Genomic DNA, 25004 nt, shown 5'->3' on the forward strand with positions numbered 1-25004 from the left:
CTTACTAAATGTAAATTCCACGTATTTTTTTATAATCTAATATGGCACGACTGTCAGATAATGATGCGACGTAATTACAAACAGCTAATAATTGATCATACAGATTGTCTTCATCCTTAACAAATATTTTATTAGCTAGAGCTTTGAGTATAAGTTTATCATAGTTTGACAGTTTTCCTGAAAATTTATTTATTATAGCGCTAACATAAGTTTTCAATAATGTATTTATAACACGATAGCCCATAATCTCTTTATCTATAACTTCTTTTGATTGATATATCTTATTGATGCTTATTTTTATGATATCATTAATTTGGGCTTCATATTTACTTTTATCTAATAGTGCATAATTAAAGCTATCATTGAGTATTTTCTCTTCATTGGAAATAAAAACATCAACAGCTTCATTTATAAGAGTATTGATTGCCAAAGCTCTTAAATAGCTTATTCTATCTTTGGTTGTTTCTAATTGATTGTACTTTTTTGTTTGAATAGTATCCCTTACAAGATTTATCAAGTACTCCAACGCAAATTCTTCTTGAATCAAACCTAAATTGATACCATCTTCAAAATCAATAATCGTATAGCATATATCATCTGCGGCTTCAACTAAAAAAGCAAGTGGATGTCTAGAAAAACTTAAATCATTATTAGCACCTCTTTTTATTAATCCTAATTCATTTACGATATCAACAAACGCTTCCTTTTCACTTTGAAAAAAACCATATTTTTTGTCGGCAATGTGATTTGATGGTTTTATAGGCAAGGACTCTTTAGGATATTTCATAAAAGCACCAAGGGTGGCATAACTCAATCTCAATCCTCCTTCTCTACCTACTCTGCTTTCGGTTAAAATTTTTAAGCCGTTTGCATTTCCTTCAAAATCGCATAAATCTTGATATTCTTTTTCTGTTAATTGAGATTTAAAAACCTGTCCGTCTCCTGTTTTAAAGAATTCACCAATAGCTTTCTCACCTGAATGTCCAAAAGGTGGATTTCCAATATCATGAGCCAAAGCAGCAGCAGCAACAATAGCTCCAAAATCATTGGGTTGATACCCATGAATATTTTGTAAATGTGGATATTTCTCTATTAATTTTTTACCTGCTTTTCTTCCTAAAGTTCTCCCAACTACACTAACCTCTAAACTGTGAGTTAATCTCGTATGTACAAAGTCTGTTTTAGACAATGGAATAACTTGGGTTTTATCTTGAAGACTTCTAAATTCTGAAGAAAATATCACGCGATCATAATCTACTTCAAAACCTAACCGCGTTTCATCCTGTTCTTTTCTTAATCTTTTGTTAGTATCTCCATACCGCTTTAGAGAAAGTAATTGTTCCCAATTCATAGATAAATAATTGACTTGCAATATACATTTTTTCAATGTTAAGAAATCTTTTCTAAATGCAATTTTTTTATCCATTTGCATAACGTTTAGATAACAGTTTTATGATTTAGGTTTAATCTGTAATTAACCTTGACTTTACATTAGTAAGGTTTCTTTGCCGCAAGAAATTTTACAAAAAACTAAATGAAATATTTTCTTCTAACATTAACATTATTTACTACCCTTTTAGCGTATTCCCAAAATACGGGAACACTTGTAGGTAAACTTACAGATACAGAATATAATGACGAACCATTACCGTTTGCTAATATATTGATTAAAGGAACCACCAAAGGAACTACTTCTGATATGGATGGGTTGTATTCAATAGAAAATATTGAACCTGGTACTTATACTATTGTTTTTAGTTTTGTTGGTTACCAATCACAGGAAGTTGAAGCAACAATAATAGCTGGCAAGGTTACCGAAATAAATTTAGCTATGTCTGCAAGTGCAGCTTCTCTAGATGAAGTAGTAATAACTACAACAACAAAGCGTGAAAGTGAAGTAGCCTTATTATTAGATCAGAAAAAAGCGATTGAAATCAAACAAAGTATTGGCGCTGAAGAACTATCTAGAAAAGGGGTTAGCGATGCAGCTGGCGCAGTTGCAAAAATATCTGGTGTTTCAAAACAAGAAGGCTCTAGTAATGTTTATGTAAGAGGTCTTGGCGATCGATACCTAAATACAACTATGAATGGCCTGGCTTTACCTTCCAATGACGTCAATAAAAAGAACATTGACTTAAATTTATTCTCTTCTGATATTATTGAAAATGTATCAATAAGTAAGGCTTATTCAAGTAACTTTTATGGTGATTTTTCTGCAGGTAATGTAAATGTCACTTCAAAAAACTATAAAGGGAATGGTTATTTTGAAGCCTTTATTGGGAGTGGCTTTAATACCAATGCCATTGGAAAAGACTTCGTAAAAAGTGAAGGCACTGGCTATTTTGGCGACTATGCGAGATATAATCATAATCCATTCGCTGTAATTCTTTCACATGGAATTGATCCTGAATCTGTTGAGACACCACTTAATGTTTCTTTTGGAGCTTCAGGAGGTAAATCTTTCGATTTTAAAAATGGCTCACGTTTAAGCTTGTTTGCAACAGCATCATTTGAAAATGGTTATGAATATCGAGAAGGAACAAATCAAGATTATACGCTAGTTGAGAAAAAAGCCTACATAGATAGTGCTGAAGAATATGAATACGCTACCACAACAACCGCTATGGCTAATGTGAATTATCGTATTGATGACAAGAACAGTTTAAAGTACAATTCATTATACATTAACAGTTCTTCAGATGTTGTAGGTTATTTTGGTGTTGATGGAAAAGGTAGAAATAGGGATGGTATTGCTAGTACTGACGAAGGTTTTTATCAAATGAACGTTCAGTTTGATCAAACACAAATGTTTGTCAATCAGTTATTGGGTGAACATACTTCTGGCAAATTAAAATTAGATTGGGGATTTGGTTATAACAATGTATTCTCAAAACAACCAGATAGAAAACGTGTCAGTTTAGAAAACTATCAATTTGCTTTGGATAATGACCCAACAACTAATCCAATTTTTTACAATAATGTTGATTATGACAACCAACGCTATTTCCAAAATATTGAAGATGAAGAATACAATGGCATTGCAAATTTAGCATACGAAGTAAGTGAAAAACTTAAATTGAATTTAGGTTATAACGGCAGAAGTAAGACACGTGACTTTGACAATATTCGTTACGGTTATCGAATAGTTGATACCGATTATGCTGTAACAGATGTAAACAACTTCAACAATATATTCAATCTTGATAATTTAAATATAAATGAGAATAGTAACGGTATTTATGAAATAACTGTTATTAATAATATTCCTGGACAACCAAATACAAACAGACCAGGACTTCCTGAAAACACCTATAACGGTAAATTGGATATTTATGCTGGTTACGTAAATGCTGAAATAAAAGCTGGAGAAAAATGGCTGTTTGTACCTGGTGTGCGTCTAGAATCAGTTGAGCAGCGTATTGCCTATGATGTGATTAATTTAGGGAATAATGGAAAAAATGAAATTGGATTTTATGACAATTTCTTTCTGCCAAGCTTAAATATTAAATATGCTCTTAACGATGAGCAAAATGTTCGTTTTTCTGGAAGTCAAACCATATCAATTCCGGAATTTAAGGAAGTGGCACCATTTGTTTATGAAAATATTTCTACAAGAATTGGTGGTAACCCAGATTTATTAGACAAAGGCGTTTCTAAAATCTTAAATTTTGATTTAAAGTATGAGTGGTTTTTCAGTAAAAGTGAAATCTTTTCAGTTGGCCTTTTTACAAAAGAAATCAACGATCCTGTTAACTTAGTTGTAGTAGGTGATGCAACAGGAACACAACGCTATGTAAGAACAGGTGATAAAGCAACTGTCTATGGCGTAGAAGTGGAAGTAAGAAAAGATATCCTAAAAGATGAGAATGAGAATTCAACATTATCTGTTGGTTTTAATGCCACGTATATGGAAACTAATCAAGATCTATATGAGCAAATTGATGGCACATTCGATTTAAGTTTTGATAAGGATGAGGATAAATTGCAAGGAGCTTCACCACTTCTATTAAATGCTGATATTAGTTATTCACCAACATTCAATAATTATAAACCTGTTGCCAATTTAGTATTCTCTTATTTTTCTGATAGAATTGACGCACTTGGATCAGGACAGTTAGGAAACATTGTTGAGAAAAGTGTACCCACTTTAGATTTCATTTGGAAAAATACTATTAAAGACAATTTCGAAATCAATTTTAGCGTCAAAAACCTATTAAACCCTACCATTAAATATGTGAGAGAAGCCACATTAGGTGATGTTGTTGTTAATTCAGCAAATGGAACAGGTGTTTCAGATTACAAGCGTGGGATGAATTTAGGGCTACAACTAAAGTATAAATTTTAACACAACTATAAATAATAACATTAAGAATAATTAAACTCAAAAAAAAATGAAAAATAATTTAATTTTAGGATTAGCAGCAATAGCAATGCTTTTCTCATGTACATCAGATGATACTTCAGATATCATCATAAATGACAACAGCGTTACCAACAACAATGGTGGTGGTGGCACAACAGACCCACAAACTATCTTTTTATCTGGAACTTACACTGAAGACTTAACTTTAGATGCTAACAATACCTACAAAATTAATGGCTCTTTGATTATGGCTTCTGGAACTACCTTAACAATTCCTGCTTGTATGACTATTGAAGCTTTGTCTTCAGGTGCAGATGTTTATGTAGCCATATCTCAAGGTGCTAAAATAATTGCAAATGGTACTGCAGACTGTCCAATTGTATTTACTTCTGATGCGTCAAATCCAGCAGCTGGTGATTGGGGAGGACTTATCTTATTAGGTAGAGCTCCAATAAACTCCGTAACAGGATCGGCTACATCAACTTCTGAAATTGCAAGTTTACCTTATGGTGGCACAAATGAAGCTGATGATTCTGGAATTTTAAACTATGTGCGTGTTGAGTATTCTGGCGGTGCAGCGGATGGTCAATCTGAAAACAATGGAATTTCTTTTTATGGAGTAGGAAATGGCACAGTTGTAAATTACATTCAAACTTATGAAGGGAAAGATGATGGTGTTGAATTTTTTGGAGGTACCGTAAACGTTAATTATGTGTCTGTAGTTAACGCTCAAGATGATTCAATTGACTGGACAGAAGGTTATACAGGGACTATTACTAATGCTTATGTTAAGCATGGTGCTAGCCATGATAAAGGCATTGAAGCTGATGGTTACAACACCGATTTCAGTAATGCAGGTGGGTATTTTTCAAAACCAACTGTAAACAACTTAACCATTATAGGTAATGGTTCGGCTACTGGTAATGAAGCTATAAGATTAAGAGCTGGCACACAAGGTATTTTTACCAATGTCTATATTGAAGGTTTCGAAGAAGGCTTTGATTTAGATGGTGATGCTGGAGATAATCCAACAGGAGCAGGTGTGTTAAGTGACGATTTAATGGTTACTGATGCAACTTTTGTTGATGTTATTTTAAAGATGAAAAATGATACAGGTGAAACATTTACAGAAGCTGACTTTATTTCTGGTGATGGTAACGCAACCGCTACTGATTATGCAACCTGGGGAGCAAACTGGACCAATCAGTAAATAAAAATGTCGTTTTAACGCAAATAAAAAAAGCACCCTAGTTGGGTGCTTTTTTTATTTTCAATATGGTAAGTTTTAATCACGTTGTGCTAACGAGGATTTATTCGTCCATTCATTAACGCTTGCAATTGCATTATTACTATAATCTACTTCTTTTAAGGTTTCATTATTCCAATAAAACCACTTGCCGACTTTTTGCCCATTATCATAATTCGCAGAAACAATTTTTTTGCCCGCCGTATTAAAGCTGAACCACTCACCTTGTAGCTTACCATCTAAAGTATATGAACCTGTTTGGCTTACAACTCCATTGTCATGATAATAAGTCACATCAATTAAATTCGTGTCTTCGTTAAGCTTTAATTCTCTCTCTTGTTGCGCAAAAGAGACCACAGTTATTAAAAGAGCAAAAAACAATACCGTTTTCTTCATAATTATGGGTTTTTAAAAAATTATATCTCAAATATAGGGTTTTGTTAATATTAAAACAACATTCACATAACATTAATTTAACATTAAGCTTTTAATAAGCTGTTTTTAAGACTATTGAATATTTTTTTTAAAGCGTTTAAAGTTTAATAATTACTTAATATTTACATTACATTAAGGAGACTTTCTTTTTTAATCTTTGTTAAGTCTTAAGACACAAATAGTAATTTCATATAATCTATTAGTTTTTGTCGACTATATTATCATGAATTCTAATGGCTGCCTTTGGCCAAGGCAGCCTTTTTTTATGAGCTATTAATAACCTTTACATAACATTTATTTAACATTAGATTTGGTTATTTGCAGTGACAAAAACTAAAATTCTAAAATGAAATTAATAGCACCAGTATTTATACTGTTTATCTCCTTTCAAATAAATATTTATTCGCAAGAAATTGAATCTCCAAAATTTGGAAAAGGGCTTTTTAATCTTGTAGGCAAAGACAGTTCTTGGACTATGAAAATTGGAACTAGATTTCAATTTTTAGCTAGTAACCTGATGGCAGAGGGTCAGAATCCGGCAACCAATTTTTTAATTCGTAGAGCTCGTTTAAAGTTTGATGGTTTTGCTGTTTCACCAAAACTTAAATACAAAATTGAACTTGGTTTATCTAACAGAGACATGTCGGGAGTATCGCAGTTTACAGGTAATACACCAAGATATGTGATGGATGCTGTAATAAAGTATAACTTTTATGAAAATTTTGTGCTTTGGGTCGGACAAACTAAACTTCCTGGAAATAGAGAACGAGTAATTTCATCAGCCAATATGCAACAAGTTGACCGATCTATTCTTAACGCAAGATTTAATATTGATCGTGATATTGGATTCCAGTTAAGGCATCATTTTACACTTTTTAATGATTTTTTAATTAGAGAAATTTTTGCACTTTCACAAGGTGAAGGTAGAAATGTTGTAACAGGAAATCTCGGAGGACATCAATACACTGGTCGTATTGAATTGCTACCTTTTGGAAAATTTAAAGGTAAAGGCGATTACTTTGGCTCCGATTTGAAGCGAGAGCAGAAACCAAAATTGGCCATTGGTGTTACTTATGATCATAATAATGATGCTGTAAAAACAAGAAGCAATATGGGATCATGGATGGTAACTGATACGGGATTTCATGAGACCAATATCAATACACTTTTTATAGATTCCATGTTTAAATACAAAGGCTTTAGTTTAATGACAGAATATGCTGTTAGGGATGCCGATGATCCTATTGCTAGAAATTCTGATGGAACCGAAACTGGTGATGTTGTTCAAATTGGTGAGGGTATTAACATACAAGGCGGTTACTTGTTTAAAAATAACTGGGAGATATCAGGAAGATATTCTGGAGTAACATTGGATGAGAATATTACGGGGAAAAATCCAGAACAACAATATACTTTTGGTATCTCAAAATATATTGTTGGTCATAGCTTAAAAGTTCAAACAGACTTTAGTTTAATAGATTTTGAGAACCAGAGCGATCAGTACTTATATCGCTTACAGTTTGATATACATTTTTAATACAAAATGATAACAATTAGATAACATTTTTGTGAAAATCACTATTGATATTTGCAAATTATTTTAAATAAAATATGGATAATATATACTTATTAATGATTGTTGCCCTAGCGGTATTAGCTATTGCTGATTTGGTAGTTGGGGTGAGTAATGATGCTGTTAATTTTTTAAATTCAGCTATTGGCTCTAAAGCTATTTCCTTTAGAACTATTATGATTGTTGCCAGTATTGGTGTGGCCGTTGGTGCCATATTCTCTAGCGGTATGATGGAAGTTGCCCGGAAAGGTATTTTTAATCCTGGCGAATTTATGTTCAGTGAAATCATGATCATCTTTATGGCGGTTATGATAACTGACATTTTGCTTTTAGATTTCTTTAATACGGTTGGTATGCCAACTTCTACCACTGTTTCTATTGTTTTTGAATTATTAGGTGCAGCTGTTTGTATGGCCTTTATAAAAATAGGGCATGATAATGGTAGTTTTGGTGATGCTATAAACTATATAAATACTTCTAAAGCATCTCAAATTATTTTTGGCATACTCCTCTCTGTCATTGTTGCATTTACAGTTGGGGCTGTAATTCAATGGTTTTCCAGATTACTTTTGTCCTATAATTTTGAAAAGAAAGCTGCTTGGGTTGGGGCTGTTTTTGGAGGCGTTGCATTGACTGCTATAACTTATTTCATTTTTATGAAAGGGTTAAAAGGTACTTCTTATGCCAGTCAGTCTTTTGAAATACTAGGAGGCGAAACCATGAAAGACTTTCTTGAAACACAAGTCCTTTCTATTGTTGGCGTGAGTCTGGTTTTTTGGTCTTTACTATCATTGGTATTTATTTCAGTTTTAAAAACTAATATTTACAAACTAATTATTATAGTTGGAACCTTTGCATTAGCATTGGCGTTTGCAGGTAATGATTTGGTAAACTTTATTGGTGTTCCTATTGCAGCTTATAATGCATTTGAACAATGGTCAGCTTCAGGTTTGCCAGCAACTCAATTCCCTATGGATGTTCTAGCGGAAAAAGTACCAACCAATAACTGGTTGTTATTTGCTGCTGGTATGATTATGGTTGCGACATTATGGTTTTCTACTAAAGCTAAAAGTGTTGTAAAAACTTCTCTAGACCTTTCAAGCCAAGGCGATACTAAAGAACGTTTTCAGCCTAACTTTTTATCTCGTGGGTTTGTAAGATTTGCTATGTTGATGTCTCAAATGTCATCTTATATTCTTCCAGAATCATGGCAAGCTAAAATTGACAAACAATTTGAAACACCTGTAATTGCTTTAAAAAAATCTAAAACCTATGAATTACCAGCATTTGATTTGGTACGTGCTGCTGTAAACCTTATGGTTGCTGCTGTTTTAATTTCAGTTGCCACATCTTATAAATTACCACTCTCAACTACTTATGTAACCTTTATGGTTGCCATGGGTACTTCTTTAGCCGATAGAGCTTGGGGAGCTGAAAGTGCGGTATATCGTGTAGCTGGTGTTCTTAATGTTATTGGCGGTTGGTTCTTTACGGCTTTTATAGCATTTGTTTCAGCAGCCTTAATTGCTTTTTTATTGAATTGGAATGTAAATGTAATGGTTCCTGTTTTACTTTTACTGGCTACCATTTTATTAGTTAGAAATTATATTTCTCACAACAAGAAAGTAAAAGAAACTAAAGCTGAAGATAAGCTTCAAAAAGCAGAAAGCAGTTCTGTACAAGGCGTTATTCATGAAAGTGCTCAAAATATTGCCAACGTGGTTAAAAGAGGAAATAAAATATATACAAATGCCATCAATGGCCTTTCTAAACAAGATTTACCGCTTCTAAAGAAAAACAAAAAACAAGTTGAAAAGCTTTCTAATGAAATTGATGATTTAAGAGATAATATCTTCTATTTTATCAAGAATTTAGATGAGTCTAGTGTAGGAGCTAGTAACTTTTATATAAATATTTTAGGCTACTTACAAGATATGGCACAGTCACTAGAGTATATTTCTAAAGTGAGCCATAAACATATTAATAACAATCACAAAAAATTAAAATTCAATCAGATAAAAGAACTCAAACAAGTTGATGAATCACTTGAACAATTTTTTATTGATACCAAAGCAGCTTTTGATTCACGATCTTTTGAGCTAATAGGTGATATTCTTAAAAACAAAAAAGAAATATTTAGTCTAGTTAACGAAAAGATTCAAAAGCAAGTAGAACGCACCAGAACTGAAGAATCAAGTCCTAAAAACACGACATTGTATTTTAGCGTGTTATTGGAGACAAAAGATTTACTAACAGCAACTATGAATCTGCTTGAAGAATATCATAATTCCCATGATAGTTCTGTTGAGCCTGCTTCCATAGTAGAAGATACTGAAGAATAAGAAAACTACATTTATTACTTTCCACAAAAAAAAGCATCTCAAATGAGATGCTTTTTTTGTTATTAACACTTAATTAGATTTAAGAACCACACATCAAGCAATCATCTCCTTCGGCTTCTTTTGCTTGAGCAATTAATGCTTTCATTTCTTCAGCAGTCATAGGCTCTACTTCAGCAGCTTGTTTTTCGGCAAATTTAGCTGCTGTTTTTGCTGCCTTTTGCTTTTGTTGGGCAACAATAGTTTCCGAGACCTCAACGGTTTCGGCAACTGGTTCTTCTTTCTTTTTAGTATCTAATGTAAACTTAATGGCGTCAACGGCACTTTTAGTACGCAGGTAATACATACCTGTTTTTAAACCACTCTTCCATGCATAAAAATGCATAGACGTTAATTTGGCCATAGTAGCACCTTCCATAAATAAATTTAAGGATTGGGATTGATCAATAAAGTATCCTCTATGACGTGACATGTCGATAATATCTTTCATACTCAATTCCCAAACGGTCTTATATAATTCTTTTATGTCTTGTGGAATGATATCAATCCCTTGTATGGATCCATTGGCTCTCATAATATCTTGCTTTAAGCCTTCATCCCATAAACCAAGTTCAACCAAATCTTCTAATAAGTGTTTATTGACCACAATAAACTCACCAGATAATACACGACGTGTGTAAATATTTGATGTGTAAGGTTCAAAACACTCATTATTCCCAAGAATTTGTGAGGTTGAAGCTGTTGGCATTGGCGCTACTAATAACGAATTACGAACACCATGTTTTTTAACATCTTTACGCAATTTATCCCAATTCCAACGACCACTTAACTCTTCATCTTTAATACCCCAAAGGTTGTGCTGAAATTCACCCTTACTAATTGGTGAACCCTTGTATGTTTTATAAGGACCGTCTTCTTTTGCCTCTTCCATACTAGCTGTAACAGCAGCAAAATAAAGCGTTTCAAAAATTTCTTGGTTTAAAGCTTTGGCTTCATCACTTGTAAAAGGCATACGCAGTTTAATAAAGGTGTCTGCCAATCCTTGAACCCCTAATCCAATTGGTCTATGACGGAAGTTTGAATTTTCAGCTTCCTTAACTGGATAATAGTTTCTATCAATAACCTTGTTTAAGTTTTTGGTAACGCGTTTGGTAATACGGAACAACTCCTTATGGTCAAATTCGTCATTTTTAATAAACATTGGTAATGCAATGGATGCCAAATTGCAAACGGCTACTTCATCTGGAGAGGTATATTCTAAAATCTCGGTACATAAATTTGAAGAACGAATAGTTCCTAAATTCTGTTGGTTGGATTTGCGGTTGGCTGCATCCTTATAAAGCATATAAGGCGTACCTGTTTCAATTTGAGATTCTAATATTTTTTCCCAAAGTTCTCTTGCCTTTATGGTTTTGCGTCCTTTCCCTTCGGCTTCATATTTTAAATATAATTCCTCAAAGGCTTCGCTGTGTGTTTCATCAAGTCCAGGACACTCATTAGGACACATTAATGTCCAATCTCCATTTTCTTGAACACGTTTCATAAATAAGTCAGAAATCCACATTGCATAAAACAAATCACGTGCTCGCATTTCCTCTTTACCATGATTTTTCTTTAAATCTAAAAAGTCGAAAATATCAGCATGCCATGTTTCAATATAAATTGCAAAACTACCTTTACGTTTTCCGCCTCCTTGATCAACATATCTTGCAGTATCATTAAAAACCTTCAACATTGGAACAATTCCATTTGATGTACCGTTTGTTCCTGCAATATAACTTCCTGTAGCCCGAACATTATGGATAGCCAAACCTATTCCGCCAGCTGACTGTGAAATTTTTGCTGTTTGCTTTAGTGTATCATAAATACCGTCGATACTATCTTCTTTCATGGTTAACAGAAAACAAGATGACATTTGAGGTTTTGGTGTACCTGAATTAAATAATGTTGGTGTAGCGTGTGTAAAATACTTTTTTGACATTAACTCATAGGTTTCAATGGCAGCATCTAAATCATTTAAATGAATCCCTATTGAAACACGCATAAGCATGTGTTGCGGACGTTCCGCTATTTGTCCATTTATCTTTAATAAATAAGATCTTTCTAGCGTTTTAAACCCAAAATAATCATATCCAAAATCACGATTATAAATAATAGTTGAATCCAATTTTTCTTTGTTTTCATCTATCACTTTATAAACTTCGTCTGATAAAAGTGGTGCTTTTTTCCCTGTTCTTGGATTTACATACGTGTAAAGATCATGCATAACATCACTAAATGATTTTTTAGTGTTTTTATGTAAATTAGATACAGAGATACGCGCTGCCAAACGTGCATAATCTGGATGAGCCGTTGTTAATGTCGCTGCAATTTCAGCAGCTAAATTATCAAGCTCACTAGTGGTTACACCATCATACAAGCCTTCAATAACTCGCATAGCAACTTTTACTGGGTCCACAAGTTCATTTAATCCATAACACAGCTTTCTAACTCTTGCTGTGATTTTGTCAAACATCATTGGTTCCTTTCTACCGTCTCTTTTTACTACATACATATTTTTACACGTTTTTTAGTCTTTCCTGATACACCTTCAGAAAATGGGTTAATTAGTTGGTTTATTTGTTTCAATAATACTACTGAAACACGCTAGTTTTATAAATAAGGAAATAGAGACTTATGCGTGGATACACAAACGATTGCTATTAACTTATTTTAAGGGTTTTTTGTATTATCTAAAAATCAGCGTCAAAACTGAATTTATCTTTTTCTTCTTCTTTATTTAAAACACCTGCCTTTTGATATTCTGAAACGCGCTTCTCAAAGAAATTGGTTTTCCCTTGCAACGAAATCATATCCATAAAATCAAATGGATTGCCTGTATTATACTCTTTTTCACAACCAAGTTCATGTAATAATCTATCAGTAACAAACTCTAAATATTGTGACATTAATTTAGCATTCATCCCAATTAAACTTGCTGGAAGCGACTCGGTAATAAACTCACGCTCAATATCCAAAGCATCAATAAGAATTTCTCTTATACGCTCTTTAGGAACTTTATTAACCAAATGTTCGTTGTGAAGATGTACGGCAAAATCGCAATGAACACCTTCATCTCTGGAAATTAACTCATTTGAGAATGTTAATCCTGGCATTAAACCTCTTTTCTTTAACCAGAAGATTGAGCAAAATGCTCCAGAAAAGAAAATACCTTCAACAGCTGCAAATGCAATAAGACGCTCTGCAAAACTTGGTGATTCTATCCATTTTAATGCCCAATCTGCCTTCTTTTTGATAGCAGGGAAATTTTCAATAGCATTAAACAACTGATTCTTTTCTTTTTCATCTTTTACGTACGTATCAATCAATAAAGAATACGTCTCACTATGAATGTTCTCCATCATGATCTGGAAACCATAGAAGAATTTAGCTTCACTATACTGAACTTCATTAACAAAATTCTCGGCTAAATTTTCGTTTACTATACCATCACTTGCTGCAAAAAAGGCTAATATATGTTTAATAAAATAGCGCTCGTCATCATTTAATTTAGAAGACCAATCTGTCAAATCTTGATGTAAATCAATTTCTTCAGCGGTCCAAAAGCTGGCTTCAGATTTTTTATACCATTCCCAAATATCATGATGTTGAATAGGAAAAATCACAAATCTATCTTTGTTTTCTTGTAAAATTGGTTCTGTTGCCTGAGACATGTTACTAGTTTTTTTATTAAATTTTAATGAATATTTTGGTGTTATTTGGGACTAACAAAGATTGAAAAATGTGTTCGAAAATGAAAGGTTAAGTTATAAACATTGTCAACAAGTTTTTAACAAAAACTTAAGAACAACTAAACACATCAAAAACAAAAAAACATTTTTATATATTTGATTATCAGTTTATTACAATGTTTTTGTTAAGTAGGAAATTACACGTTAAAACAAGGAAACAATACGGCTAGACTGCGATACAACCCATTTGAAAAATGAGTTCTTTTACAAAAGAAAAAAGCAGTATCTCTACTGCTTTTTCTTCTAACTAACTAACTAATAAATTTAATGAAATTTAAATAAAAAAGCTAGACGAGTCTAGCTTTTCAAGATTAATAGCAATTACCCTTTAATAAATGTATAAACCTTTAAATAATTTAATAGCGACACTAATTTCTTACAAAAAAGCTTACCATACACTTCAAAATGTATGGTTGGTAATAAATACTGTATAAGTGGTTTATTGGAATAAAACCTATCTAAACTTAAAGTAAAATTTAATTTTTAAAATATTTAATATTCCTATATTTGGAACTATGATAAGAGCCGTAATTGTTGACGATGAACAAAAAGCTATTGATAGCCTGTCATGGGAATTGAAGAAATTTAATTCTGAAATAACTGTTATTAAAACTTTTAGTAAGCCTGAAGATGCTATCCAGTTTCTTAATTCCAACTCAACGGATTGTTTATTCCTTGATATTAACATGCCAACAATGGATGGGTTTCAGTTTTTAGATAAATTGGTTAACAGGGATTTTGCAATAGTAATTACCACTGCCTATAACGAATATGCGTTGAAAGCCTTGAAGCATGAAGCAATTGATTACTTATTAAAACCCATAGATTCAGATGATCTTAAGGAAACGATAACAAAGATTAAGAAACATAACACCAATAGCTTACCCATATCAAAAATTGAAGAGGTTCTTTTAAATTTCAATAAAAACTTCAATCAGAAAAAAATTACCATTAGTACAGATGGAAAGCTTATTTTTCTAGAAACTGACAACATTATATACATAGAATCTGACGGCAACTACAGCACGTTCGTTATGCAGGATCAACAAAAAATTGTAGTCACCAAAAAATTAAAGGAAGTAAATGCCATTTTACCTGAAAATTATTTTTTTAGAATCCATAATTCATACATAATTAATTTAAATAAGATTAAGGAGTTTATAAAAAATGATGGTTATGTTGTTATGCAAACAAACGATAAAATACCTGTTGCCAGACAACGTAAATCAGATTTTTTAGACAAAGTATAGAACATGAATTCCTTTAAACACATCTTATCATCAAAAAAATTCATTGGTTTTATCATTTTTTTTGTTTGTACTAGTAATATCTATGCTCAAGAACAAATTGCTGATTTCTACAAAAGAGTAGATAGTGTTATTGCGTTAAACATTAAAGACTTAACCTCTTTAGATTCTGTTTTTTTAACAACTAAAAAAGACACCATAAAAATGTCTTATCTAGTTCATAAAAGTGCTAAAACAGATTATTTAGAAGGTGAATGTTATGCTTTAAATGCTCTAGGGACTTCTTTTAGAAATATATCTCATTATGATGAAGCTATTTCAATGCATGAAAGAGCTTTAAGAATTTCAAGAGAAATTGAAAACCTCGAAATGGAAGTATTGAGTTTAAACATGCTTGGAGTTGTATATAGGCGTATGGATGCCATTAGGTCAGCACTAGACTACCATAAGGACGCATTGGATTTAGCTGAAGCTGAAGCATCTCCTTCTTTAGAGATTGAACGTAGCATTGCGGTTTCACAGAATAGCATGGGCAACATTTATCTAGCTTTGAAACAATATGATTTGGCGCTGGAACAATTCCACAAATCGTTAAAAATTGAAACCAGATTGAACAATCAACTTGGTTTAGCCATAAACAACCACAACATTGGTTATGCAAAAGAGAAAAAAGGGTTACTTAATGAAGCCCTCGAACACTATCAATTGTCTTTGCGCTATAATAATGAAATTGACTCTGATATTGGACGTGTCATATGCTACAATAGTATTGGCAAAATATACATCTTACAGGATGATTATCAAACAGCTTTACCAATCATAAATCAAGCTCTCGAAAAAGCAATTGAAGTAAATGACCAATATTACATTGCGACGTCTTATCTTAATTTAAGTCTCATACAATTAAGAAAAAATCAATATGATGTTTCAAAGGAAAATCTTAATAAAGCCTTATCAATTGCCAAAAATTATAATTTAAAATCTTCAGAAATTGAAGCGTACAACTATCTTTCAGAACTTCACGAAAAAACAGGTGATGTAAGTACAGCGCTATCATATTATAAAGATTATATTAAGTTGGAAGAAACTTTAACAAGTGAACGTAATCTGCAATATGTAAACGACTTGATAATAAAATATGAAAGCGAAAAAAAGAACAACCAAATTAAGGAATTGGCTAGTGAGAATGAAATAGTAAAACTCAAATTGGCACAGAACAAAAAAACTTTATTATTAAGCCTTTTGGGTGGTTTTTTAATTGTGATTATTCTATTTGTTTTACATAGACAAAGACAACTTCGCAATGAAAAGCGTATTGTAACTTTAGAACAAGAGATGTTACGAAACCAAATGAATCCCCATTTTATTTTTAATTCTCTTAACTCCATTAAACTTTACATAATAAACAATGAAAAGGAAAATGCTGTTTATTATTTAAACAAATTCTCTAAACTCATTAGGAAAATATTGGTCGCTTCAACTGAAAAAGAAATCTCTTTGGAAGGTGAACTAGAAACCATGGCATTGTATATGAACATTGAAAACATAAGGTTTTCAAACGGCATAAATTACCATGTAAATATTGATCCCAATGTGAATACATCAACCGTCAAAGTGCCTTCTCTTATTTTACAGCCTTTTTTGGAAAATGCCATTTGGCATGGGTTGTCAACTAAATCAGATAATAAAGAAATTACTATTGATATTAAAAAAGCAAACCATAGCCATATTACAATATCAATTACAGATAACGGTATTGGCAGAAAGGCTTCACAAAAAATTAAAAATGAAAAAAAACTAAAAAGGCAGTCTGTTGGAATTGAGATAACAAAAGCACGATTGGAGAATTTCTCTAAAAACTTTAATGATGACTACGCTTTAGACATTATTGATTTGTTTGAGGCTGGAACACCAACTGGCACAAAGGTAGTTTTAAGTATTCCAATCAAACAATCTAGTTTGAAAATTGCATGAAATCATCTGTAATCTGCTGCAACCTTCTCCAATTCAGCATACCAATCTTCACCAAATTTTCTTATGAGCGCATCCTTTACAAATTTATAGACAGGCACTTGGAGTTCTTTACCTAACGAACAAGCATCATCACAGATTTGCCATTTTTCATAATTCACTGCTGAAAATTCAGAATATTCCTTAATACGGATTGGGTATAGATGGCATGACAAAGGCTTTTTCCACTTTATTTCACCTTGATTATAAGCCTCTTCAATAGCGCATAAAGCGGTTTTATTTTCATCAAAAATCACATAGGCACAATCTGCTCCATCAATCAAAGGTGTTTCAAAATCACCATTTTCTGTAGTTATAAAAACCCCTTGTTGTTCAATGGCTTTTATACCTTCTTTTCGCAAAAATGGCTTAACATTAGGATATATCTCTTGCAAGATATTGGTCTCGCTTTTTTCCAATGGTGCTCCAGCATCACCATCAATGCAACAAGCTCCTTTGCAAGCCGAAAGATTACAAACAAAATCTTTTTGGATTATATCCTCTGAAATAATGGTTTTTCCTAGTTGAAACATGGTGCAAAAATAACTAAAGTTTATATTTAATTGCTATTGAATATCAGAGATAATAGACTACTTTTGCCGAAAATTTAAAAACTCCCGTAATGGCACTAGATATAAAAGAGATTTTCACAGCGTTCATGGTGCTTTTCGCTGTTATTGATATTATAGGAAATATTCCAATTATTATAGATTTACGCAAAAAAGCTGGGCATATTCAAAGTGAAAAAGCTTCGATTATTGCAGGTATTATTTTGATATTGTTTTTATTTGTTGGAAAGAACATTCTCTCACTTATAGGGATTGGTGTTAACAGTTTTGCTGTAGCTGGTGCTTTTATCTTATTCTTTATTGCTTTGGAAATGATTCTAGGAATAACGCTTTATAAGGAAGATGAAAGCTCTGCAATGACCGCATCGGTATTCCCATTAGCATTTCCACTAATTGCTGGGCCTGGAAGTTTAACAACTTTATTATCTTTACGTGCAGAGTTTCGTGTTGAAAATATTATTGTTGCCGTTATATTGAATGTTGTAATCATTTATATTGTTCTTAAAACATCAGCACGCATTGAAAGACTCATAGGACAGAACGGTATCAATATTATCAGAAAAATCTTTGGTGTGATATTACTGGCAATAGCCGTTAAACTTTTTGCTCATAACTTTAAAGAACTAATTGCATAACTATGAAACTAATTTCTGCTATACTATCAATTATTGCTGTTGCACTTATTATTTACAACACGATGATGGTTGATTTGAACAATCCGTTTGAAGGCGACAGTTTAATTGCACTAATAACCATTTTTGCAGCATTATGCGCCATTATATTGCTTCAAATATTGATGGTTTCAAAAAAGATTGAAGCGAAATCTAAAAGTAGAAAATGATTTATGATGCACTTATAATTGGTGGTGGTGCCGCAGGTCTATCGTGTGCACTAGTCCTTGGGTCTGCAGGTCAAAAGGATTTTACTAAAGACAAAATTACAGGTATTATTACGCACCAAAAAGCGTCACATTTACAATCCGCTCTTTTTAATAATGTTTTAGGTTTAAATCCTGGGACTACTGGCAAATCCATATTGGAAAATGGCAAAAACCAATTAGCTGAACTGTATCCACGTATTGAACAGATTGACAATGAAAAAGTCACAGCTGTTATGTCTAAAAATGATTATTTCATCATTACAACCAACAAAGCTATTTACCAAACCAAAATTGCAGTAATTGCTGTAGGATATACCAATTTATTTAATATTCACGGGTTGGAATCCTACATAAAACCGCATCCACGAGCAAAAGCTGAAAAAAATAGAATTTGGTTAGAAAATACAGACCATTTAGTTAGAAAAGGATTATATGTCGCAGGCACGTTGGCAGGATGGCGCAGTCAGTTTGCCATAGCTTGTGGTAGTGGGTCTCATGTAGCGACCGATATTTTAACTCTTTGGAATAATGGTGAGCACACCAAAGTTCATGATAAACTATAATTTAGTTTTCTTGGTCTAATTTAATGACCTCATCAATCATAATATCATTTTGATTGATGACTTCTTCAAAGGCACCATTACCAAATAATTGAGAAGCTAACGTAGCTTTTATATATTGTTTCACCTCTTCATTGTAGGCTACAAACGTGATATTAGCTTTTGTTTTGGCATTCAAATAATCTTGAAAAGCCATAACCATATCATCACTTACATTGTAAAATTCAATGAATTCATCGCGAGAAATATTCTTGTAAAAGCTCCTGTCTTTTTCTAATTCCTCAAAAACAAAATTACTTATAAAACCCCTACGTCTTAAAAACGTTAACGTTTCATTCTGCATACTTAAATCCAATGGCACGAAAATATCAGGTATAATACCACCTCCACCATATACTACTTTCCCTTTTGGTGTCGTGAATTTTAAAGAGTCTGCGACTTCTATTTTTTCGGGATCAAGAAACTCACCTCTATTTAATCTCTCAAAATAATCATCATAATAATCCTTATTCCCATTTTCATAGGAACGTTGAATAGATCTGCCAGTTGGTGTATAATACCTTGAAACGGTTAATCGAACAGCACTACCATCTCCCAACTCCATCTCGCGCTGTACCAATCCTTTGCCATAAGAGCGGCGACCCACTATTGTCCCTTTGTCATTATCTTGCAATGCTCCTGCAACTATTTCACTAGCTGAAGCTGAATTTTCATCAATCATTACATAGACTTTAGCATTTTCAAAATCACCTTTTTTAGTAGCGTAGCTTTTCTCAATATTACCACGCTTATTTTTTGTGAAGAGTATTAATTTGTCATCTTCTAAAAATTCATCAACTATTTGCTCGGCTATCCCTAGAAAACCGCCAGGATTTCCTCTCAAATCAATTGCTAGGTCTTGAACACCTTGTTTTTTTAGCTTTTTAAGTTCTTTAGAAAATTCTTTATACGTAGATTCAGCAAATCTATTTATCTTAATATACCCTAATGTTTCGGTCAACATATAAGCGGCATCAACACTCTGAATTGGGATATTATCTCGTTTCACATTAAACTTTAGGACTTTAGGCTCACCTTTTCTGACAACTCCTAACTCAACTTTTGAGTTTATTGGACCTTTTAATTTATTTACAATTTCAGAATTGCTCAAATCCTTTCCAAAAATAGAGTCTCCATTAGCCGTTATAATACGATCTCCGCCTTTTATTCCTGCTTTGTCACTAGGACTACCTTCAATAGATCGAATAACAGTTATGGTGTCTTTATAAGTATAAAAGCTAATACCAATACCTACAAAATCGCCTTTCATGTTTTCAGATACGCGCTGCATATCTTCCTTGGGAATATAAACAGAATGTGGATCTAGATTTTCTAGAATACCATTAACAGTTACATCAACAATACTATCTGTATTAACATCATCAACATACTCATAGTCAATAAAATCTATTAGTCTGTTTAGTTTGTCTTTTTTACTATTGGAAGAAAACAGTCTATCAGAATTGTCAGAAAAATTCAATTTTCCACCAATAAAGATACCAGCAGCGATGCCGATACCTAATAACAATGGAAGATATTTTTTTTGAATTTTCATGACGACTGTAAATCTTCAATTAATTTTAAATCTATTCCTGCCTTTTTTAAAAACCGTAATCCAGAATCATCCTTGTAAGCTTCACTGTAAACAACTCTAATAATACCAGCCTGATGAATAAGCTTGCTACACTCCTTACAAGGTGATAGTGTTATATATAAAGTAGCTCCTCTTGATGATTGTGTGGAAGCAGCAACTTTTAAAATTGCATTCGCTTCTGCATGCAATACATACCATTTGGTATAACCCTCGTCATCTTCACAATAGTTTTCAAAACCTGTTGGTGTTCCATTATACCCATCAGATATTATCATTCTATCTTTTACAATTATCGCGCCAACTTGCTTTCGTTTACAATAAGAGAGTTTCCCCCATTCTTTTGCCATTCTTAAATACGCTTTATCGTATTTAAGCTGTTTCTGTTCTTTCATACATTTGAATGCTTATAACGAATATAATGGGTTCGTATTTTAATTACAACCCGAAGATTGAAGTTTTATGAAAACTTTAGGTTATGAAGACTCTTATTAAGACAGAAAATCACTGCCTAAAATCATAGGGATAACTAGACCAACAACTATAGCTGAAATCACCATAATCCAATCGCGTTTCGAAAAACGAAAGACTGTTTGCATGATATATCCTAAAAAAAGAACAATAAATACTATAATCACTTGGGCTATTTCAATACCTAATGCAAACTCCAATAGGGTTACTAGTTTATTATCTGCTCTGCCAACCAAAATTTGAAATTCTCGGGCAAAACCTAAACCATGCACTAAACCAAAAAATAAAGTTGAAAAAAATAAGACACCAACTCGCTCTTTTTGAGCCCCTTTACCAGCAGTAAACACATTAAAAAGTGCTACTACCATAATGGTAATAGGTATTAAAAACTCAACCAATTGGCCATTGACACTAACCACGTTATAGGCAGCCAAGACTAAAGACAATGTATGTCCCAAGGTAAATAATGACACTAATAGTAATACGCGTTTCCAGTCTTTAAATAAATATGGAACGGTTAATACAATAAGAAATAACACATGATCATAAGCATTTATATCAAGTACATGATTAATGCCATATTCAACATTAAACCAAAAATCTTCAAGCATTGTTTATGTAGTTTTAAGGGTGCGTTCAAATATACAATTTAAAACGAAAAGTTTGTGAATTTTGTATGTTATGGATATCTTGTTCACTAATTTTAATCATCATTATCTTATGATTAATAGTGCTAAAAAATTTCTTGTATTATTCTTTATGCTAATAGGTTTCTTTGGCTTTGCACAAGAAAATTCAGATGAAATTCATCATCATTCCATTTCAATTCTATTAGGCCACACCACTATTTTTCAAGGTTTTGAAAACGGCGAAAGAAAAACAGAATCAGAACCTTCTTGGGCTATAAATTATAATTATATGTTCAACGACAAATGGGCTTTAGGCTTACATAACGACATTATAATTGAAAATTTTGTGGTTGAAAAGACTTCAGGCGATGAAATCCTTGAACGAAATACACCTATTACTTCACTAATAGTTGGAACCTATAAAATATTTGATGGTTTTGGTGTTGAGCTTGGTGGTGGATTAGAATTTGATAAAAACGAAAGTTTTGGAGTGGCAAGAATTGGCGCTGAATATGGAATAGAGATTACTAAACACAACCTAGAAGTTCTCATATCCCTTGATTACGACATCGTTATAGACGCATATGATGGACTCAATATTGGGATAGGGATTGCTAAACTGTTTTAAATAAAAAAAGGCTTTACCCAATAAGTAAAGCCTTTTGTACTCAAGGTGGGAATCGAACCCACACTCCCGAAAGAACTGGATTTTGAATCCAGCGCGTCTACCAATTCCGCCACTTGAGCATTTAGGACTGCAAAATTATAAAATAAAATAGTATAAGCAATTAAAAATAGTAGCTTTTATGCTTTTGCAGTTGAAATAAATTCCTAAATTTGCACCTCGTTTAACAAAACCGATTTAATTCGTTATTAAACAACTAATTAACAATGCCTGATATAGCAACTGAAGCCAAGATTTTTACATGCTCTCAAAGCAAAGTATTAGCCGAGAAAATTGCTAACGCTTTTGGTATTAGTATGGGTAATGTTATTACTTCAACTTACAGTGATGGCGAATTTCAACCATCATATGAAGAATCTATTCGTGGTGCTCGCGTATTTATTATTGGCTCTACACATCCTGGACCTGAAAATCTGATGGAAATGTTATTGATGATTGATGCTGCAAAACGTGCATCTGCGAGACACATCACTGCTGTATTACCCTATTTTGGTTGGGCTAGACAAGATAGAAAAGATAAGCCAAGAGTTCCAATTGCAGCTAAACTTGTTGCTAAAATGCTTGAAGCCGCAGGAGCTACTCGTATAATTACTATGGATTTACATGCTGATCAAATTCAAGGATTTTTTGAAAAACCAGTTGATCACTTATTTGCATCAACTATCTTCTTACCTTACTTAAGAAGTTTGAATTTAGATAACTTAACAATTGCTTCACCAGACATGGGTGGATCCAAAAGAGCTTATGCATATTCTAAGGCTTTAGAAAGTGATGTAGTCATTTGTTATAAGCAAAGAGCCAAAGCCAATGTTATTTCGCATATGGAATTAATTGGCGATGTTACTGGTAAGAATGTTGTTTTAGCTGATGATATGGTTGATACGGCAGGCACCTTAACCAAAGCAGCTGATTTAATGATGGAACGTGGTGCGTTAAGTGTAAGAGCAATTTGTACGCATCCAATTTTATCCGGCAATGCTTATGAACGTTTAGAAAACTCAAAATTAGAGGAATTAATTGTCACAGATTCTATTCCCTTAAAACAAGAAAGCAGCAAAATACGCGTATTAAGCTGTGCCGAACTTTTTGCCGAAGTTATGCAGAATGTGCATTACAACAAGTCAATTAGTTCGAAATTTATAATGTAATTTAATAATTAATATAAATAAAAATGAAGTCAATTACAATCAACGGATCTCAAAGAGAAAGCGTGGGCAAAAAGTCAACAAAAGCCTTACGTAATGCTGGACAGGTACCTTGCGTTTTATACGGAGGTGATAAGCCAGTGCATTTCTCTGCTGATGAAATCGCATTTTCAAAACTGGTTTATACGCCTAACGCGCATACAGTTGTGATTACTATGGATAATGGCGAAAGCTACAATGCCATCATGCAGGATATTCAATTTCATCCTGTAACAGATAGAATTCTACATATAGATTTCTACCAACTACACGAAGGAAAACCTATTACTATGGAAGTTCCTGTACACTTTGTTGGTAACTCTAAAGGTGTAAAAGCAGGTGGTGTTTTACGTAAAAACTCTCGTAGATTACGTGTTAAAGCTTTACCTAAAAATTTACCAGATTTTATTGAGGTAGATATTACGCCTTTAAAGCTTGGAAACAAATTATATGTAACGGCATTAGAAAATGATCTTTATAAAATCATGCACTCTGAAAACACAGTAGTTTGTCAAATTAAACGTGCAAGAGCTGCTATGGTTCTTGAAGTTGAAGATGAAGATGAAGAACTTGAAGAAGGAGCAGAAGGAACTGAAGCTACAGCTGAAGGAGCAGAAGCACCTGCAGAAGCTTCTGAAGCTCAAGAATAAATTTCAATTACATGAAATCATAAAAAGCATTCTGATTATTCAGAGTGCTTTTTTATTTTTACATAAATTCTATTTATGTTTCGTTTCATTTATAATTTATTGAAAAGAAAAGAAGCTGATCAATTTGATCAAGAAAATGATGTTATGAAAAAGTTTTTAATTGTAGGATTAGGTAATATTGGAGAAAAATACGCTCATACCAGACACAATATCGGATTTAAGATATTGGATTTTCTGGCTGAAAAAGAAGATTTAAAGTTTGAAGCTCAAAAATTAGGCGATATTACTACGTACAAATTTAAAGGAAGAACTTTTATTCTTTTGAAACCAAGCACCTATATGAATTTGAGTGGCAAAGCTGTTTTATATTGGCTTACCAAAGAAAAAATTCCTTTGGAAAACCTACTGATTATTACTGATGATTTAAACCTACCTTTTGGTAGCATACGATTAAAAACTAAAGGTAGTGATGGTGGTCACAATGGTTTGAAAGATATTCAAGATAAACTACAGACTACAAAATACAACCGATTCCGGTTTGGAATTAGTGATGAGTTTAGTAAGGGCCGACAAGTAGATTATGTTTTAGGTGAATGGAATGACGACGAAAAATCCAAACTACCAGAACGCCTAGAAAAATCTGTTGAACTTATAAAATCTTTTGGAACAGCAGGAGTAAATATCACTATGAATACATTTAACGGAAAATAAAAAAGGAAACCATATGATTTCCTTTTTTATT

The 25004-nt window shown here is 32.8% G+C and carries 21 protein-coding genes and 1 tRNA gene; 13 read left to right on the forward strand and 9 right to left on the reverse strand.

Features of this window, described 5'->3' with window-relative positions; genetic code table 11:
• Positions 1 to 4: 4 nt before the first annotated feature.
• Positions 5 to 1351: a deoxyguanosinetriphosphate triphosphohydrolase gene (locus HGK31_RS01705; RefSeq protein WP_191858886.1), complete on the reverse strand. Its 1347-nt coding sequence runs from the start codon at positions 1349 to 1351 to the stop codon at positions 5 to 7.
• Between the two features lie 183 nt (positions 1352 to 1534).
• Here HGK31_RS01705 and HGK31_RS01710 point away from each other — a divergent pair, with 183 nt between their 5' ends.
• A complete protein-coding gene (locus tag HGK31_RS01710; protein ID WP_191858221.1) occupies positions 1535 to 4345 on the forward strand; it encodes a TonB-dependent receptor in 2811 nt (936 codons plus the stop codon).
• A gap of 46 nt (positions 4346 to 4391) precedes the next feature.
• A complete protein-coding gene (locus HGK31_RS01715; protein ID WP_191858222.1) occupies positions 4392 to 5573 on the forward strand; it encodes a multidrug transporter in 1182 nt (393 codons plus the stop codon).
• A gap of 75 nt (positions 5574 to 5648) precedes the next feature.
• Here HGK31_RS01715 and HGK31_RS01720 read toward each other — a convergent pair whose 3' ends face one another.
• Complete coding sequence (locus HGK31_RS01720; protein WP_191858223.1) at positions 5649 to 6005, reverse strand: toxin-antitoxin system YwqK family antitoxin; 357 nt, start codon at positions 6003 to 6005, stop codon at positions 5649 to 5651.
• Positions 6006 to 6390: 385 nt separating this feature from the next.
• Here HGK31_RS01720 and HGK31_RS01725 point away from each other — a divergent pair, with 385 nt between their 5' ends.
• Both HGK31_RS01725 and HGK31_RS01730 read left to right on the forward strand, forming a co-directional pair.
• Complete coding sequence (locus tag HGK31_RS01725; RefSeq protein WP_191858224.1) at positions 6391 to 7581, forward strand: porin; 1191 nt, start codon at positions 6391 to 6393, stop codon at positions 7579 to 7581.
• A 74-nt stretch (positions 7582 to 7655) separates the two neighbouring features.
• A complete protein-coding gene (locus tag HGK31_RS01730; RefSeq protein WP_191858225.1) occupies positions 7656 to 9959 on the forward strand; it encodes an inorganic phosphate transporter in 2304 nt (767 codons plus the stop codon).
• A gap of 79 nt (positions 9960 to 10038) precedes the next feature.
• Here the strand turns inward: HGK31_RS01730 and HGK31_RS01735 are convergent, their stop codons facing one another.
• A complete protein-coding gene (locus HGK31_RS01735) occupies positions 10039 to 12510 on the reverse strand; it encodes a ribonucleoside-diphosphate reductase subunit alpha (RefSeq protein ID WP_191858226.1) in 2472 nt (823 codons plus the stop codon).
• Between the two features lie 178 nt (positions 12511 to 12688).
• Positions 12689 to 13669, reverse strand: a complete 981-nt coding sequence (locus tag HGK31_RS01740; RefSeq protein WP_191858227.1) for a ribonucleotide-diphosphate reductase subunit beta — start codon at positions 13667 to 13669, stop codon at positions 12689 to 12691.
• Positions 13670 to 14262: 593 nt separating this feature from the next.
• Between HGK31_RS01740 and HGK31_RS01745 the strand changes: the two genes are divergently transcribed.
• Together HGK31_RS01745 and HGK31_RS01750 are read left to right on the forward strand one after the other, a co-directional pair.
• Positions 14263 to 14997: a LytR/AlgR family response regulator transcription factor gene (locus HGK31_RS01745; protein WP_191858228.1), complete on the forward strand. Its 735-nt coding sequence runs from the start codon at positions 14263 to 14265 to the stop codon at positions 14995 to 14997.
• Positions 14998 to 15000: 3 nt separating this feature from the next.
• On the forward strand, positions 15001 to 16968 hold the full coding sequence (locus HGK31_RS01750; RefSeq protein WP_191858229.1) for a tetratricopeptide repeat-containing sensor histidine kinase: 1968 nt from the start codon (positions 15001 to 15003) through the stop codon (positions 16966 to 16968).
• Between the two features lie 2 nt (positions 16969 to 16970).
• Here HGK31_RS01750 and HGK31_RS01755 read toward each other — a convergent pair whose 3' ends face one another.
• The gene (locus tag HGK31_RS01755) at positions 16971 to 17537 is read right to left on the reverse strand and encodes a DUF3109 family protein (RefSeq protein ID WP_104734856.1); all 567 of its coding nucleotides are present in this window, start codon (positions 17535 to 17537) and stop codon (positions 16971 to 16973) included.
• Between the two features lie 89 nt (positions 17538 to 17626).
• On the opposite strand from HGK31_RS01755, the gene HGK31_RS01760 reads away from it, so the two are divergent.
• The 3 genes from HGK31_RS01760 to HGK31_RS01770 are packed head-to-tail and all read left to right on the forward strand — an operon-like array spanning position 17627 to position 19016.
• Positions 17627 to 18208, forward strand: a complete 582-nt coding sequence (locus HGK31_RS01760; protein WP_104734857.1) for a MarC family protein — start codon at positions 17627 to 17629, stop codon at positions 18206 to 18208.
• A gap of 2 nt (positions 18209 to 18210) precedes the next feature.
• Positions 18211 to 18414 (forward strand): hypothetical protein, encoded by a 204-nt coding sequence (locus HGK31_RS01765; RefSeq protein ID WP_191858230.1) that lies wholly within the window; start codon positions 18211 to 18213, stop codon positions 18412 to 18414.
• On the forward strand, positions 18414 to 19016 hold the full coding sequence (locus tag HGK31_RS01770) for an FAD-dependent oxidoreductase (protein ID WP_191858887.1): 603 nt from the start codon (positions 18414 to 18416) through the stop codon (positions 19014 to 19016). Before HGK31_RS01765 ends, HGK31_RS01770 begins: the two co-directional genes overlap by 1 nt.
• Position 19017: 1 nt before the next feature.
• On the opposite strand, the gene HGK31_RS01775 is transcribed toward HGK31_RS01770, so the two are convergent.
• The 3 genes from HGK31_RS01775 to HGK31_RS01785 all read right to left on the reverse strand — a co-directional run bounded on the left by HGK31_RS01775 (position 19018) and on the right by HGK31_RS01785 (position 21725).
• On the reverse strand, positions 19018 to 20607 hold the full coding sequence (locus tag HGK31_RS01775) for a S41 family peptidase (RefSeq protein ID WP_104734859.1): 1590 nt from the start codon (positions 20605 to 20607) through the stop codon (positions 19018 to 19020).
• Positions 20604 to 21038, reverse strand: coding sequence for a deoxycytidylate deaminase (locus tag HGK31_RS01780; protein ID WP_104734860.1), 435 nt, complete (start codon positions 21036 to 21038; stop codon positions 20604 to 20606). The genes HGK31_RS01775 and HGK31_RS01780 overlap by 4 nt, the downstream gene beginning before the upstream one ends.
• Positions 21039 to 21134: 96 nt before the next feature.
• Complete coding sequence (locus HGK31_RS01785) at positions 21135 to 21725, reverse strand: HupE/UreJ family protein (RefSeq protein WP_104734861.1); 591 nt, start codon at positions 21723 to 21725, stop codon at positions 21135 to 21137.
• 70 nt (positions 21726 to 21795) lie between these two features.
• On the opposite strand from HGK31_RS01785, the gene HGK31_RS01790 reads away from it, so the two are divergent.
• A complete protein-coding gene (locus HGK31_RS01790) occupies positions 21796 to 22371 on the forward strand; it encodes a hypothetical protein (protein WP_191858231.1) in 576 nt (191 codons plus the stop codon).
• 37 nt (positions 22372 to 22408) lie between these two features.
• Here HGK31_RS01790 and HGK31_RS01795 read toward each other — a convergent pair.
• Positions 22409 to 22490 (reverse strand) — tRNA-Leu (locus HGK31_RS01795).
• A 144-nt stretch (positions 22491 to 22634) separates the two neighbouring features.
• On the opposite strand from HGK31_RS01795, the gene HGK31_RS01800 reads away from it, so the two are divergent.
• The 3 genes from HGK31_RS01800 to pth all read left to right on the forward strand — a co-directional run bounded on the left by HGK31_RS01800 (position 22635) and on the right by pth (position 24973).
• Positions 22635 to 23576 carry a ribose-phosphate pyrophosphokinase gene (locus HGK31_RS01800; protein ID WP_104734869.1) on the forward strand — a complete coding sequence of 314 codons (942 nt, stop codon included), beginning with the start codon at positions 22635 to 22637 and terminating at the stop codon, positions 23574 to 23576.
• Between the two features lie 23 nt (positions 23577 to 23599).
• Positions 23600 to 24262, forward strand: coding sequence for a 50S ribosomal protein L25/general stress protein Ctc (locus tag HGK31_RS01805; RefSeq protein ID WP_104734870.1), 663 nt, complete (start codon positions 23600 to 23602; stop codon positions 24260 to 24262).
• A gap of 75 nt (positions 24263 to 24337) precedes the next feature.
• Entirely contained in the window at positions 24338 to 24973 is a 636-nt protein-coding gene (gene pth, locus HGK31_RS01810) for an aminoacyl-tRNA hydrolase (RefSeq protein WP_191858232.1), read from the forward strand.
• Positions 24974 to 25004: the final 31 nt, after the last annotated feature.

Origin of the sequence: Hanstruepera ponticola (assembly GCF_012931685.1) — a bacterium.
GTDB lineage: Bacteria > Bacteroidota > Bacteroidia > Flavobacteriales > Flavobacteriaceae > Hanstruepera > Hanstruepera ponticola.

Coding starts and splice junctions, on each gene's coding strand:
- HGK31_RS01705 (WP_191858886.1), bottom strand. CDS start 1,351: ATGAATTGGGAACAATTACTTTCTCTAAAGCGGTATGGAGATACTAAC.
- HGK31_RS01710 (WP_191858221.1), top strand. CDS start 1,535: ATGAAATATTTTCTTCTAACATTAACATTATTTACTACCCTTTTAGCG.
- HGK31_RS01715 (WP_191858222.1), top strand. CDS start 4,392: ATGAAAAATAATTTAATTTTAGGATTAGCAGCAATAGCAATGCTTTTC.
- HGK31_RS01720 (WP_191858223.1), bottom strand. CDS start 6,005: ATGAAGAAAACGGTATTGTTTTTTGCTCTTTTAATAACTGTGGTCTCT.
- HGK31_RS01725 (WP_191858224.1), top strand. CDS start 6,391: ATGAAATTAATAGCACCAGTATTTATACTGTTTATCTCCTTTCAAATA.
- HGK31_RS01730 (WP_191858225.1), top strand. CDS start 7,656: ATGGATAATATATACTTATTAATGATTGTTGCCCTAGCGGTATTAGCT.
- HGK31_RS01735 (WP_191858226.1), bottom strand. CDS start 12,510: ATGTATGTAGTAAAAAGAGACGGTAGAAAGGAACCAATGATGTTTGAC.
- HGK31_RS01740 (WP_191858227.1), bottom strand. CDS start 13,669: ATGTCTCAGGCAACAGAACCAATTTTACAAGAAAACAAAGATAGATTT.
- HGK31_RS01745 (WP_191858228.1), top strand. CDS start 14,263: ATGATAAGAGCCGTAATTGTTGACGATGAACAAAAAGCTATTGATAGC.
- HGK31_RS01750 (WP_191858229.1), top strand. CDS start 15,001: ATGAATTCCTTTAAACACATCTTATCATCAAAAAAATTCATTGGTTTT.
- HGK31_RS01755 (WP_104734856.1), bottom strand. CDS start 17,537: ATGTTTCAACTAGGAAAAACCATTATTTCAGAGGATATAATCCAAAAA.
- HGK31_RS01760 (WP_104734857.1), top strand. CDS start 17,627: ATGGCACTAGATATAAAAGAGATTTTCACAGCGTTCATGGTGCTTTTC.
- HGK31_RS01765 (WP_191858230.1), top strand. CDS start 18,211: ATGAAACTAATTTCTGCTATACTATCAATTATTGCTGTTGCACTTATT.
- HGK31_RS01775 (WP_104734859.1), bottom strand. CDS start 20,607: ATGAAAATTCAAAAAAAATATCTTCCATTGTTATTAGGTATCGGCATC.
- HGK31_RS01780 (WP_104734860.1), bottom strand. CDS start 21,038: ATGAAAGAACAGAAACAGCTTAAATACGATAAAGCGTATTTAAGAATG.
- HGK31_RS01785 (WP_104734861.1), bottom strand. CDS start 21,725: ATGCTTGAAGATTTTTGGTTTAATGTTGAATATGGCATTAATCATGTA.
- HGK31_RS01790 (WP_191858231.1), top strand. CDS start 21,796: ATGGATATCTTGTTCACTAATTTTAATCATCATTATCTTATGATTAAT.
- HGK31_RS01800 (WP_104734869.1), top strand. CDS start 22,635: ATGCCTGATATAGCAACTGAAGCCAAGATTTTTACATGCTCTCAAAGC.
- HGK31_RS01805 (WP_104734870.1), top strand. CDS start 23,600: ATGAAGTCAATTACAATCAACGGATCTCAAAGAGAAAGCGTGGGCAAA.
- pth (WP_191858232.1), top strand. CDS start 24,338: ATGTTTCGTTTCATTTATAATTTATTGAAAAGAAAAGAAGCTGATCAA.